At 45.7% G+C, this 13,211-nt stretch carries 13 protein-coding genes, 1 tRNA gene and 1 pseudogene; 6 read left to right on the forward strand and 9 right to left on the reverse strand.

Going from position 1 to position 13,211, the window contains the following annotated elements; translation table 11 throughout:
* Nucleotides 1–2 precede the first annotated feature (2 nt).
* Nucleotides 3–76: transfer RNA gene (locus OQJ86_RS25135), tRNA-Pro, on the reverse strand.
* Between the two features lie 260 nt (nt 77–336).
* Between OQJ86_RS25135 and OQJ86_RS25140 the strand changes: the two genes are divergently transcribed.
* The 3 genes from OQJ86_RS25140 (at nt 337) to rluF (ending at nt 2,410) form a co-directional block, all read left to right on the forward strand.
* On the forward strand, nt 337–477 hold the full coding sequence (locus OQJ86_RS25140; protein ID WP_020198127.1) for a DUF3149 domain-containing protein: 141 nt from the start codon (nt 337–339) through the stop codon (nt 475–477).
* A gap of 132 nt (nt 478–609) precedes the next feature.
* Entirely contained in the window at nt 610–1,191 is a 582-nt protein-coding gene (gene smrA, locus OQJ86_RS25145; protein WP_265991891.1) for a DNA endonuclease SmrA, read from the forward strand.
* A 103-nt stretch (nt 1,192–1,294) separates the two neighbouring features.
* Nucleotides 1,295–2,410 (forward strand): 23S rRNA pseudouridine(2604) synthase RluF, encoded by a 1,116-nt coding sequence (gene rluF, locus OQJ86_RS25150; protein ID WP_038872822.1) that lies wholly within the window; start codon nt 1,295–1,297, stop codon nt 2,408–2,410.
* Between the two features lie 64 nt (nt 2,411–2,474).
* On the opposite strand, the gene ybaK is transcribed toward rluF, so the two are convergent.
* The 8 genes and pseudogenes from ybaK to hemA form a co-directional block, all read right to left on the reverse strand.
* The gene (gene ybaK, locus OQJ86_RS25155; protein WP_039977110.1) at nt 2,475–2,948 is read right to left on the reverse strand and encodes a Cys-tRNA(Pro) deacylase; all 474 of its coding nucleotides are present in this window, start codon (nt 2,946–2,948) and stop codon (nt 2,475–2,477) included.
* A gap of 92 nt (nt 2,949–3,040) precedes the next feature.
* Nucleotides 3,041–4,702, reverse strand: a pseudogene (ushA, locus tag OQJ86_RS25160) (bifunctional UDP-sugar hydrolase/5'-nucleotidase UshA).
* 393 nt (nt 4,703–5,095) lie between these two features.
* On the reverse strand, nt 5,096–5,947 hold the full coding sequence (gene kdsA, locus OQJ86_RS25165; protein ID WP_038872813.1) for a 3-deoxy-8-phosphooctulonate synthase: 852 nt from the start codon (nt 5,945–5,947) through the stop codon (nt 5,096–5,098).
* Nucleotides 5,948–5,998: 51 nt separating this feature from the next.
* Nucleotides 5,999–6,808 (reverse strand): SirB1 family protein, encoded by an 810-nt coding sequence (locus OQJ86_RS25170; protein ID WP_038872810.1) that lies wholly within the window; start codon nt 6,806–6,808, stop codon nt 5,999–6,001.
* 5 nt (nt 6,809–6,813) lie between these two features.
* Complete coding sequence (locus tag OQJ86_RS25175) at nt 6,814–7,197, reverse strand: SirB2 family protein (protein WP_038872806.1); 384 nt, start codon at nt 7,195–7,197, stop codon at nt 6,814–6,816.
* 41 nt (nt 7,198–7,238) lie between these two features.
* A complete protein-coding gene (gene prmC, locus OQJ86_RS25180; RefSeq protein ID WP_265991896.1) occupies nt 7,239–8,096 on the reverse strand; it encodes a peptide chain release factor N(5)-glutamine methyltransferase in 858 nt (285 codons plus the stop codon).
* A gap of 3 nt (nt 8,097–8,099) precedes the next feature.
* Entirely contained in the window at nt 8,100–9,188 is a 1,089-nt protein-coding gene (gene prfA / locus OQJ86_RS25185) for a peptide chain release factor 1 (RefSeq protein ID WP_038872803.1), read from the reverse strand.
* A 29-nt stretch (nt 9,189–9,217) separates the two neighbouring features.
* The gene (gene hemA, locus OQJ86_RS25190; protein ID WP_038872799.1) at nt 9,218–10,474 is read right to left on the reverse strand and encodes a glutamyl-tRNA reductase; all 1,257 of its coding nucleotides are present in this window, start codon (nt 10,472–10,474) and stop codon (nt 9,218–9,220) included.
* A 134-nt stretch (nt 10,475–10,608) separates the two neighbouring features.
* Here hemA and lolB point away from each other — a divergent pair, with 134 nt between their 5' ends.
* From lolB to OQJ86_RS25205, 3 genes are read left to right on the forward strand one after another with little or no spacing between them, the layout of a single operon-like run.
* Nucleotides 10,609–11,247: a lipoprotein insertase outer membrane protein LolB gene (gene lolB, locus OQJ86_RS25195; protein ID WP_265991900.1), complete on the forward strand. Its 639-nt coding sequence runs from the start codon at nt 10,609–10,611 to the stop codon at nt 11,245–11,247.
* Nucleotides 11,244–12,116, forward strand: coding sequence for a 4-(cytidine 5'-diphospho)-2-C-methyl-D-erythritol kinase (gene ispE, locus OQJ86_RS25200; RefSeq protein WP_045395852.1), 873 nt, complete (start codon nt 11,244–11,246; stop codon nt 12,114–12,116). Before lolB ends, ispE begins: the two co-directional genes overlap by 4 nt.
* A gap of 28 nt (nt 12,117–12,144) precedes the next feature.
* Nucleotides 12,145–13,089, forward strand: coding sequence for a ribose-phosphate pyrophosphokinase (locus OQJ86_RS25205; RefSeq protein ID WP_010446481.1), 945 nt, complete (start codon nt 12,145–12,147; stop codon nt 13,087–13,089).
* Nucleotides 13,090–13,211: the final 122 nt, after the last annotated feature.

Consider the following 13,211-nt stretch of genomic DNA (forward strand, 5'->3'; position numbering starts at 1 on the left):
GGTCGGTGAAGAGGGATTCGAACCCCCGACCCTCTGGTCCCAAACCAGATGCGCTACCAAGCTGCGCTATTCACCGAGATGTTTAACTGAGGACTTATCCCCGTCAACGGATGCGTATATTACGGATTCTTTTGAGAGACGCAAGTGCTTTTTGCGAAAAAACCTAATGTCTTAATTCGTTTGATGAATTACTGAACACTAGCACGTGAAATGTGACTAAGAACCCACAATAAAATACAGACTATTAACCTTGGCAACATAATTGATCCAGATCAGTGTGTAAAAAAGCACCACCTATTAGTTTGGTCCATGTCGGAACTATCTTGGAGGAAACACATGGACTTTTGGCTTGAACTCCTATTTGGTAATGCGGTGGGACTATCGTCAATGATAGTAATCTTTGGGACAATTGGACTGATGTTGTTTTTCAGCGGTTTCTTCATTTACAAGATCATGAACGACAAATCTCCTCACTAGATCTCGCTTAGCTCTAGAAACGCTTTGCACCGGAGTTGGTAACCTGCCTGCTCCGGTTTTTTATTTGATCTTTTCACACACGTCCTTGATATAATTGTCTCTACTTATCCTGTTCTTTATGAGATTGCCGTTATGTCTCACGATGACGATTTTGATCTGTTCCAACAGATGATGGGCGATGTAAAGCCAATCAGCAATGACACCGCCGAACACAAAAAGGTTCACCAAGTTACCGATGCACACCTTGCTAAACGCGAGGCAGCAATTTGGTTAACTGAAGACGATCCTGAATACTTGTCGATTGACCATGCAGAAATGCTGAAACCAGATGACTTTATCGAGTTCAAACGTGATGGCGTACAAGACGGTGTCTATCGTAAACTACGTTTGGGCAAGTACCCGATACAAGCTCGTCTTGATTTACACCGTAAGACGTTGAAAGAAGCACGTGATGAAGTCGTAAAATTCCTTAAGCAATGCATTAAAATGGACATTCGTACCGTGGTAATAGTGCATGGCCGTGGTGAACGTTCTAATCCACCAGCCTTAATGAAAAGTTATGTCAGCAGTTGGTTGCAGCAAATCCGCGAAGTGCAGTGTGTACACAGTGCGCAACGATTTCACGGTGGCAGCGGTGCTGTGTACGTTCTATTAAAAAAGAGCCCCGAGAAGAAGCTTGAGACGCGAGAACGTCATCAAAAACGGTTAGGCTAAGCGCTCTCCCGGTGCTAGAATGCCCGACCTTATCTCGTCTTGCTGCTTTATCTAGCAGTAAGGCACTTCAATTAACCGCCGTTGTGAAACGTTAGGAGACGACATGTCACAAGACAACACAAAACGCTTAAACAAATACATCAGTGAAACGGGCTTCTGCTCGCGCCGTGAAGCAGACCGCCTTATCGAGCAAGGCCGCGTCACCATTAATGGTCAACAACCAGAGATGGGCACAAAAGTGCTACCTGGTGATGATGTTTGCGTCGATGGCAACCCCGTTGCGGCAAAAGAAAAGCCAATTTACATTGCCTTGAACAAGCCAACCGGTATCACTTGCACCACTGAGCGTGATATCCCTGGCAACATCGTTGATTTCATCGGTCATAAAAAGCGTATCTTCCCAATTGGTCGTCTGGACAAGCCTTCAGATGGTTTGATCTTCCTAACAAACGATGGCGACATCGTGAACAAGATTTTGCGTGCAGGCAACAACCACGAAAAAGAATACGTGGTGCGTGTCGACAAACCTATCACCGGCGAATTCCTTAAGCAGATGTCGAGCGGTGTGAAGATCCTTGATACGGTGACTCTGCCTTGTAAAGTAGAGAAAGAGACCAAATTCTCTTTCCGTATCGTGTTAACACAAGGTTTGAACCGTCAAATCCGTCGTATGTGTGAAGCGCTAGGCTACGAAGTTTTCAAACTACGTCGCGTACGCATTATGAACATCTCACTTGATGGTATTCCTAATGGTAAGTGGCGTTACCTAAGTGACGACGAAATGGCAGAGATCCTAGCAATGTGTGAAGGCTCAGTGGGTACGGAAGAAGCATCAAAAACAGACTCTAGAGGGCGTAATATTCGTAAAGCGACCGACGCAAAGCTGTTTGATAGCCGTGAAGAAAACCAAGACTCTACTGCTCGTCGTAACCAGAAGACACGAACTTTCCGTGGTAACAATGCTGATGAATTTCGTCATGCACCGAATTCGAAAAAAGGCCAACAGCGTCGTCAACGTGATGATGAAAAAGCACGCCCAACAAAAGAGCATTACAACGCAAAGCCACAAAATGAACGCACTAAGCCTCAAGGTGAATATGGTAAAACTGAAAAGCCTCAATCACCGAGTAAACCTAAGCAGCATTACATGAACCCAAATGCCGCTAAGCCAAGCAAACCTGCAAAACGTTCTGGTGGCACATTGAGTCTGAAGAAATAACGCTTCACTGAATGGTAAGATCAAAAAAGGACGCTCATGAGCGTCCTTTTTGTTTGTCTTCAACTTACAAGCACAGCGGTGCAAATTGACCACGAGTTAAACTCAGCAAATCTTTCGGGGCTAACTCGATTTCTAAACCACGCTTACCCGCACTCACGCAGATGGTGTCTTGATCTGTTGCACTTTCATGTAGAAAGGTAGGCAGCGCTTTTTTTTGTCCAAGTGGGCTAATCCCACCAACAACATATCCTGTGGTCTTTTGTGCAATTTCCGGATCGGCCATATCGGCCTTTTTGCCCTTCGCCGCTTTCGCTGCCAATTTAAGATTCAGCTTTTGGTCGACAGGAATAATGGCAACGGCTAGGTTTTTAGGCTCGCCGTTCAAACAGAACAGCAGCGTTTTAAATACTTTCTTTGGATCTTGTCCCAATACTTCTGCCGCTTCTAATCCATAGCTGTCCGCTCGTGGGTCGTGCTCGTACTGGTGAATGGTGTGTGATACTTTTTTCTTTTTCGCAAGATTAATGGCCGGAGTCATCAAGATTCTCCTCATAAAACAAAAAACGCTGCTCCGTTATCGGTAGCAGCGCTTTAAGTTAATGGTATCCGCGAGTTTGAGTCAATCGCTTTTTACTTGTAAACAATATCACCAGAAGGGGCATACTCATTTACGTCAATCGGACTGTGCGTTTGTAAGAACTCTTTCAACACTTCTGCATCTGTAAACCCTGTATTGACGTAGCCTGAATGCGTATTTACTTTCGGGTAGCCATCACCGCCTGACGCATTGTAGCTCGGTACGGTAAAGCGGTATTGGCCATCGAGGCGTAACTGCTTTTCACCAATGAATACGTTCGAAACCTTGCCATTTTCCACAGTCATAGAAATGCCCGCAAACTGAGCATAAGCACCTGAATCTACGGGCTTAGCTGCGACTACATTTAAGTAATCTAAGACTTCTTTACCCGACATATCGACGTAAGAAACCATGTTGCCAAACGGTTGTACCGTTAGTACGTCTTTGTAGGTAATATCACCGGCTTCAATGGAGTCACGCACGCCACCTGAGTTCATGACAGCAAAGTCTGCTTTCGCTCGCTCCATGTGCGCGGTTGCGATTAAACGGCCAAGATTGGTTTGCTGATAACGAACCACGTTACGGTCGCCTTCAAGTTTCCCATTCGATTCTGCAATCTTCACATTGAGCTTGTCTTGACCCTGCTCTTGATAAGGGCGTAAAAACTCAAGCAATGTCTCATCTTGGTTTATCTCATCTTGAATCAGCACACGTTGAGATTCGCCGTTCACTTTGATTTTCTTCTTCAAGTTGACTGGAATCAGATCGTAGCTCACCATAGAAAGCTCACCATTACGGAATTCGTAATCCGCGCGGCCAACAAACTTACCCCATTCATACGCTTGCACAATGTAAGTCCCATTTTGCACATCAGGCTTACATTCATCACCTGGCATGAAGTTCTTTTTGATGACGTTCGGACCTTCCATACAAACAGGCTCTTGAGAGTGACCACCCACTATCATGTCCAAGTCACCTTCATTTAGGTAGCGAGCCAATGCCACATCACCGGGAGCATTCACACCACGGTTGCCATTTTCGTAATGGCCCATGTGTGTCACTGCAAAAATAAGGTCTGGCTTCTCAGTTTCTTTTAGCTCAGCGATGACCTTCTTCGCTTCTTCTTTCGGGTCACGGAAATCAACCTCGCCAATAAATTCAGGGTTACCTAGCTTCGCCGTGTCTTCAGTGGTTAAACCAATAACAGCGATCTTGATGCCTTGCTTGTTGAACATGGCATAAGGTTGGAACAAGCGCTTGCCAGTTTCTTTGTCGTAAATGTTGGCAGACAGCATCGGAAAGTTTGCCCACTCTTGCTATTTGAATAGCACTTCTAGTGGGTTGTCGAACTCGTGGTTACCTAGCGCCATCGCATCGTAACCAATTTTGCTCATGCCTTTAAAGTCAGGCTCTGCATCTTGCAAGTCAGACTCAGGTACACCTGTGTTGATGTCGCCACCTGATAGGAGTAGCACACTGCCCCCTTCCGCTTGAATCTCTGCGCGCAGTTCATCAATCAGCGTTTTACGCGCAGCCATGCCGTACTCGCCGTATTTATTCTGCCAGAAACGACCATGATGATCGTTGGTGTGCAGTACGGTCAATTTGTACGTTGTATCTTCATTCCATTCGTGTGCTGGTTGCGTTGCACATCCGGCTAAAATAGCCAGAATAGCGGCGCTTAAAGCGGTTTTTACAATCAGGCGTTGCTTCATTGTTTTACCTTTTTATCGTCTGGGGTCCACTGCATTGCACGCTCAATGAGAAGAACTAACTCGACTCTTACTTATTGAGACGCAAAAACTTGAGATAGTGTAAAACACTAACATATTGATTTCATGTTTCTGCGACGCACTTTACTTATGCGAACTGAACAGCCGTAAATTTAAAAAGATTATAGACATAATCAAGGTGGGGTAAGGAAGCAAGAAGCAAGAAGCAAGAAGCAAGAAGCAAGAAGCAAGAAGCAAGAAGCAAGAAGCAAGAAGCAAGAAGCAAGAAGCAAGAAGCAAGAAGCAAGAAAAGGATAATAAGGCTAAATGAATAGTCGATACAAAAATGGCCAGCACGCGGGCTGACCATTTCATTCAAACATTAACAACGATCGATTATTTGATATCGATGTCTGCAAAGCTCTTGATTAGATCGTCTAGCGATTTCATTTGCGCTAGGAACGGCTCTAGTTTGTCTAGAGGCAATGCAGATGGTCCATCACAGCGAGCTTGGTCTGGAGTCGGGTGCGCTTCGATGAACAGACCCGCAATGCCTGTTGCTAAGCCCGCTTTTGCCAGTTCAACCGTCTGCTCGCGACGACCACCAGATGCCGCGCCCGATGGATCACGCATTTGTAGTGAGTGTGTTACGTCAAAGATGATTGGGCTGCCTTTCGATGCGTTTTTCATTACACCAAAACCAAGCATATCTACAACTAGGTTGTCGTAGCCCATACAAGAGCCACGCTCACATAGGATGATGTTTTCGTTACCACATTCTGCGAACTTCTCAACAATGTTACCCACTTGGCCTGGACTCATGAACTGAGGTTTCTTCACGTTGATAACCGCGCCTGTTTTCGCCATTGCTTCAACAAGGTCAGTTTGACGAGCTAGAAATGCAGGAAGCTGAATAACGTCAACCACGTCTGCCACTGGTTGAGCTTGTGCTTCAGTATGAACATCAGTAATGATCTTTACGCCAAACGTGTCTTTCAGTTCTTGGAAGATCTTCATACCTTCTTCTAGACCAGGGCCACGGTATGAATGGACAGAGCTGCGGTTTGCTTTGTCGAACGATGCCTTAAATACGTAAGGAATGCCAAGCTTGTCGGTTACTTTTACATAGTGCTCACAGATCTGCATAGCGAGATCACGAGACTCAAGAACGTTCATACCAGCAAACAGTGTGAATGGCTTGTCGTTAGCAACCTGAATGTCGCCAATATTAACGATTTTCTGTTCCATTTTGATTCTCTTTTGTCTGTCCTCAATATGCCTTTCGGCCTATTGATAAAATTAGTGAAGCGTGACGTGCTTTTCGTTCATCGCATTAACTTGTGATTTTAGTAGCTCTGATGCCGGATCGTCTGGGCATTGGTCAATAAAGTACTCAAAATCGGAAGCGGCAACCTGAAGACACTCTAACTGCTGGAAGATAAAGCCACGGTCACGAATTTCATACGGGTCATCAGGTACAAACGTCAACGCAAGATTGGTACAACGCAGTGCCAGTGTGTAGCGCTCTTCACGCAGCATCGCGCTTTTAATCAAAGCTAACCAACGGCCAATGACAGTAGGGTTATCGGCTTCTTCAAAATGTTCAGGTTTAAGCGTCGCAAGTGGACCTTCTTGACCAATCAACCATGCTTGAAGAATTTTCTCGCCAACGTATTCACCGTTAAACGGATTAATGTAATCTGGTGTTTTGTGCATCCAATCCAGCTTAATCAAGAACTGAGTTGGGAATGTCACCCCTTTCATCGGGAAACCAAGACGATTGCCAAGATAAAGCAAAATAGCACCAAGGCTAACTGGAATGCCTTTCTTACGCTCTAGCACCTTATCAATAAAGCTGTTGTCAGAGATAAAATACTCTTGCTCATCCCCTTTAAATCCCCATTCATGGAAGAATAGGCGCAAGAATGAGTCAAAGCGTTGCTCTTCATCGGTTTCATGAACAAGTGTCGCTTCTGCTTCTTTGTACAGACGCTCTAATTCTTGTTTTGCCCAATGAACATTGGTTTCTGGGTTAATGGAATGGTTCAGCTCTAAGGCGCCTTCCACCAACGGGATGTTGTCAAAATCTTCGTCAAAAAGTTCAAGCATGAAGATTACCCAAATAGGTTTGGATTTTTAGAAACGGCAATATTCGCGGCCATAACCAACCAGCCTAAAGCACCGAAGAAAGCAAAGATTCTCAGCAACTTGTTCTTCGCCATCTTCATCGCAAAGAAACCAAGAGCAATGTACGCCAACACACAAGTGATCTTGTTGGTTAACCAAGGCGCGGCATCCGTAAATGGAATAAAGCCGGTCACCATGATCAGACCGATACCAGATAGCAGTAGCGCGGTATCAACAATATGCGGGAAAATTTTCAGAAAGCGATTGTTGAGTTTCGGAGAATTCATCATCAACAACGCAAATCGGATAGACAATAGTGTTGCACTCAGCGCGATCGTCACCAAGTGAATGTGTTTTAGAGCTACGTACATTTCTCTTCTCTTTTATAAGTTTACTGCTGACTTGCTCGTTATTATTTTGGCTTAAAGCAACCAAGCGTCACTCGGTCGTTCTCGCCGTAATCTTTTTCTGTCATCACTTGCTCGAAACCAAAGTTCGTCAGGATTTCGCGTACTGCATCACCTTGATCGTAACCATGCTCGAAAGCAAGCCATCCACCCTCTTGCAAATATTGACGAGCAAGATCGGAGATATATCGAATGTCCGCTAAGCCATTCTCGTCTGCAACAAGAGCAGATTTTGGCTCAAAACGCACATCACCTTGAGATAGGTGTGGGTCTTTTTCGTCGATATATGGTGGATTGGAGACAATTAAAGCAAACTTTGTTCCGCTGGCAATAGGTTCAAACCAGCTACCTTGGTCAAACGTCACATTTTTAATGTTTAGTTGCGCCGCGTTGTACTCTGCGAGCTCTTTTGCTTCTTGTTTTAAATCCACGCCCATCACTTGACGCGCTGGCATTTCAGACGCTAAAGCTAAGGCAATCGCTCCTGTGCCTGTACCAAGGTCAAGAATCGGCCCGGTCTGATCAAAGGTTTTATCTAGTGCGACTTCAACCAAACGTTCGGTATCTGGTCTTGGAATTAAGGTAGAAGGGGAGACTTTTAACGGCAAAGACCAGAACTCACGTTCACCAATGATGTAAGCCACTGGTTCACCTGCGATGCGTCTTTCTAACAACATCTCAAACTGAGCTTGTTGTTCCGCTTCTAATGCTCTTTCTGGCCATGTGAGCAGGTAGCTTCTTGGTTTGCCTAGGACGTGACAAAGGAGGACAGCCGCATCGAGAGAAGGCGACTCTTTGCCGCCTTCTGTCAGAATTGCCGTTGCACTTTTCAGTGCTTGCTCAATCGATTGAACTTGGCTCATCGATTAGTTGTTCTCAGCTAGCGCCGCAAGTTGGTCTGCTTGGTGCTCTTGAACCACTGGTTCAATCAAGCTTTGCAGGTCACCTTCCATCACTTCGTTCAAACGGTAGATAGTTAGGTTAATGCGGTGGTCAGATACACGACCTTGCGGGTAGTTGTAAGTACGGATACGGTCACTACGGTCACCAGAACCTAGTAGGTTACGACGTGTATCAGAGACTTCTGCAGCACGACGCTCTTCTTCCGCTTGAACGATACGAGCAGCAAGTACTGCCATCGCTTTCGCTTTGTTCTTATGCTGTGAACGCTCGTCTTGACACTCTACTACTGTACCTGTTGGTAAGTGGGTAATACGGATTGCAGAATCAGTGGTGTTGACGTGCTGACCACCCGCACCAGATGCACGGAATGTATCAATCTTCAGATCGGCTGCTTTGATTTCTGGTAAGTCCGCTTCTGGGATCTCAGGCATCACTGCCACGGTACACGCTGAAGTGTGAACACGACCTTGAGATTCAGTCTCAGGTACACGTTGTACACGGTGACCACCTGATTCAAACTTAAGCACACCGTAAACGCCATCGCCGCTCACTTTCGCGATCATCTCTTTGTAGCCGCCTTGTTCTGAGTCATTGCTGCTCATCACTTCAACGCGCCATCCTTTCTTCTCAGCGAACTTAGAATACATGCGGAACAAGTTACCTGCGAAGATACCCGCTTCGTCACCACCTGCGCCCGCACGGATTTCTAAGAAACAGTTACGCTCGTCGTTTGGATCTTTTGGTAGCAATAAGATTTGAAGCTCGTCGGTAAGACGCTCAATCGCCTCTTTTGCTTCTTTGATCTCTTCTTGCGCCATTTCACGCATTTCTTCGTCGTCTTCGTTCGCCATCTCTTCAGCGGCTTCTAGATCTTCTTTTGCCTGCTGATACGCTTGGAAGCACTGAGTTACTTCTTCTAGCTGCGAGTACTCTTTTGATAGAGCACGGAATTTGTCCTGATCACCAATTACATCAGGATCACCAAGAAGATGTTGTACTTCTTCGTAACGTTCTACTAGCGTTTCTAGCTTAGTCAGAATAGAGGCTTTCATAGTGTCGTTTTCTTAATAAAAAGCGTGAGTTACAGATCATCCAAACCAAGGGTCTGGCGGATAACCGTTAATTTTGCTGGTTCGCCCTGCTCGGCCGCACTTTGCAATGCACGAGTAGGAGCGTGAATCAGTTTGTTGGTGAGTTTATTACTAAGCTCACGCAGGACCTTTTCAGGATCCGCGCCCGTTGCCAATGATTGTAGGCTCTTACTCAATAATTCTTCACGAATTTCGTTCGCCGATTTACGATAATCACGAATACTGTCGACCGCTTGCAGCGAGCGCATCCACGTCATGAATGCTGCACTTTCTTCGCTAACAATCGCTTCCGCTTGAATCGCTTCAACTTTACGTTGCTCAATGTTGTTATCGATGATCGACTGTAAGTCATCCACCGAATACAAGTAAGCATCGCTCAATTCACCGACTTGCGCTTCCACATCTCGTGGCACGGCGATATCTACAAGCAAGATTGGCTGGTGACGACGTTTTTTCAATGCCGTTTCCACCATGCCTTTACCGATGATAGGTAACGGACTCGCTGTTGAGCTAATTACGATATCCGCTCTTGGTAGATGGTCAGGAATTTCATTCAGGCTGATCACCTCAGCACCAAATTGCTCTGCCAATAACAATGCACGCTCTTTGGTTCGGTTAGCCACAATCATTTTCTTGCAGCCATTGGAGGCTAAGTGCTTCGCCACCAGTTCGATGGTTTCGCCGGCGCCCACCAACAACACCGTAGAATCAGAAAGTGATTCGAAGATGTGTTTTGCCAGTGTACAAGCAGCGTAAGCCACTGACACCGCATTACCACCAATATCAGTTTCAGTTCGAACACGTTTTGCGACAGAAAAAGTTTTTTGGAACAACTTATCAATCGACGTATCCACCGCCTGATGATCTCGGGAATCGGAAAACGCTTGTTTTACCTGACCCAAAATCTGAGGCTCACCAAGTACCAGTGAATCAAGGCCGCAAGAAACACGCATCAAGTGCTTAATCGCCGCTTGCTCTTCATGGACATAAAGGCTCGGCATCAAGTCTTCTTGATTAACTTGATGGAACTGGGCTAACCAGTCGATAAGCTTATTTCGCGCTCCTTGCTTTACGTCGCAGTACACTTCGGTACGGTTACAGGTTGAAACAATCACACTACCATTAACGGCTTCATGGTCTCTGAGTTGCTCAAGTGCTGGGCCCAGTTTATCGGGTCCGAACGCCACTTTCTCTCGCAAGTCAACAGACGCTGTATTGTGATTGATTCCAATAGCAAGCAAGGACATCTAACGTGGTATCTCTGAGATCGGTTATAAAATAGGTTCAGAATTTTACTGTAAGCACGCATTTATTGAAAGGGTAAGCAGGATTTGTTTTCCTTCGTCTCTGTTTTCAGTGCTATAGTTGTGAGCGATTACCGATGAAACTGATTAATAAGCCATCAAACATGACCTTACGCTCCTTTCTCATCTTGCTCTTATCGAGCATAGTACTTGCAGGTTGTAGTTCTGTTCCTGAAAGTGTCACCAGCGTAGAGTGGCAAGCGCACGAACAGCGACTGGAAACCATTGATAACTTTCAAGCTACAGGCAAACTTGGCTACATTGGCCCTGATCAAAGACAAAGCCTGAACTTTTTCTGGAAGCATTCTTCCGCCTTAAGTCAATTGCGCTTAACCACTCTGCTTGGTCAAACCGCATTAAAGCTCACGATTACCCCGCAAGGCGCGACGGTCGAAACGTACGATGACCAAGTGCTCTCTGCTCGTGATGCTAACCAACTCATTTTCCGTTTGACCGGTTTGATGATGCCAGTCGACCACATGCCAGATTGGCTACTCGGCTTACCAACCGATGCAGACTCTTTCCAGCTTTCACCAACCAACACGTTACAAGCGCTCGATAAACAGATCGGCTCGAATGATTGGAACATCGCGTATCAACGGTATGGGGATGTGGCCTGGCACGAACAAGCGTTGCCATTACCGAACAAACTCAAGCTAAGTACCGCAGACGTAAAAATTAATTTAGTGATCACAAAATGGAACATCACCCAATGATCGAATTTTCAACCCGCTGGCCTTCACCAGCGAAATTGAATCTCTTTCTTTATATCAATGGCCGAACTGAAAACGGCTACCACGAATTACAAACCTTATTCCAATTCGTCGATCACGGCGATGAACTTAGCATCCAAGCGAATGGCTCTGGCGAGATCACAATTTCACCTGAAATTGAAGGTGTTCCTCTAAAAGACAACTTGATCTGGAAAGCCGCCACAGCATTGCAACGCTACGCTAATTGCTCATACGGTGCACATATCGATCTTCATAAGATCTTACCTATGGGCGGTGGTATTGGCGGAGGTTCATCTAATGCGGCAACGGCCTTAGTTGCGCTTAATTACCTATGGCAAACCCACTTAAGTGATGATGAATTAGCCGAAATCGGCCTTGCGCTTGGTGCTGATGTACCTGTTTTTGTGCGTGGCTTTGCCGCATTTGCGGAAGGTGTTGGCGAGAAACTTTCGCCAGCTCATCCAGATGAGAAATGGTATTTGGTCGTTCGTCCAAATGTTTCCATTGCAACCGCCGACATATTCACTCATCCGGATTTGACTCGAAACACGCCAAAACGCGATTTAGAAACGCTTTTAAACACGCCAAGCGTAAACGATTGCGAAAAAATTGTACGAATGCTCTACCCAGAGGTTGATAAGCAACTTTCATGGCTGCTACAATACGCGCCGTCAAGATTGACGGGGACAGGATCTTGCGTTTTTGCTGAATTTTCAAGCAAAGCGGAAGCAAAAGCTATCCTTGCACAACTCTCTGATAATGTCTCGGCATTTGTCGCTCAAGGGCGCAATATCTCGCCACTAAAAGAGACTTTGGCTGAATACCAATCAGCCCAACACCGACCTATTTAAAACTGGACGCAAACCCGAGGTTTCCACCGTGCCTGATATGAAGCTATTTGCTGGTAACGCAACACCTGAACTAGCCCAACGTATTGCTGATCGTCTTTACATCTCTCTAGGTGATGCATCTGTTTCTCGCTTTTCTGATGGCGAAGTTGCAGTTCAAATCAACGAGAATGTTCGTGGTAGCGATGTTTTTATCATTCAATCCACTTGTGCACCGACTAACGACAACCTAATGGAATTGGTTGTTATGATTGATGCAATGCGCCGTGCTTCAGCAGGCCGTATCACTGCAGTTATTCCTTACTTCGGCTACGCTCGCCAAGATCGTCGTGTACGTTCTTCTCGTGTGCCAATTACTGCAAAAGTTGTTGCTGATTTCCTATCTAACGTTGGTGTTGACCGCGTTCTGACTATCGACCTACACGCTGAGCAAATCCAAGGCTTCTTCGATGTACCTGTTGATAACATCTTCGGTACGCCTGTACTACTAGAAGATATGCAATCTCGTGGTCTAGAAAACCCAGTAGTGGTTTCTCCTGACCTAGGTGGCGTAGTTCGTGCTCGTGCAACAGCGAAAGCACTAGGCGACATCGACATCGCTATCGTTGACAAGCGTCGTCCACGTGCAAACGTTTCTGAAGTAATGAACCTAATCGGTGACGTTGAAGGTCGTGACTGTGTGATTGTTGATGACATGATCGATACAGGTGGCACACTATGTAAAGCAGCTGAAGCGCTAAAAGAGCGCGGTGCTAAGCGTGTATTCGCTTACGCAACTCACGCTGTTTTCTCTGGTAACGCTGCAGACAACATCAAGAACTCTGTTCTTGACCAAGTTATCGTAACTGACTCTATCTCTCTATCTAAAGAGATGGCTGCAACTGGCAAAGTTACCACACTAAGCCTATCTCGCATGCTAGCTGAAGCGATTCGTCGTATCAGCAACGAAGAGTCAATCTCTGCAATGTTCAACTAATACGAACATTTCAGTTAGACTGATTTTAAAAGCACCCCTCTTTGGGGTAATGCCGATCAGTTAAGAAATTAATAGACTGATCAATTGAACGATCCCACCAGTGTGTAAAAATCCGATAGACC

It is taken from the genome of Vibrio sp. Sgm 5, from assembly GCF_026241575.1.
In the GTDB taxonomy this organism is placed as follows: domain Bacteria; phylum Pseudomonadota; class Gammaproteobacteria; order Enterobacterales; family Vibrionaceae; genus Vibrio; species Vibrio jasicida.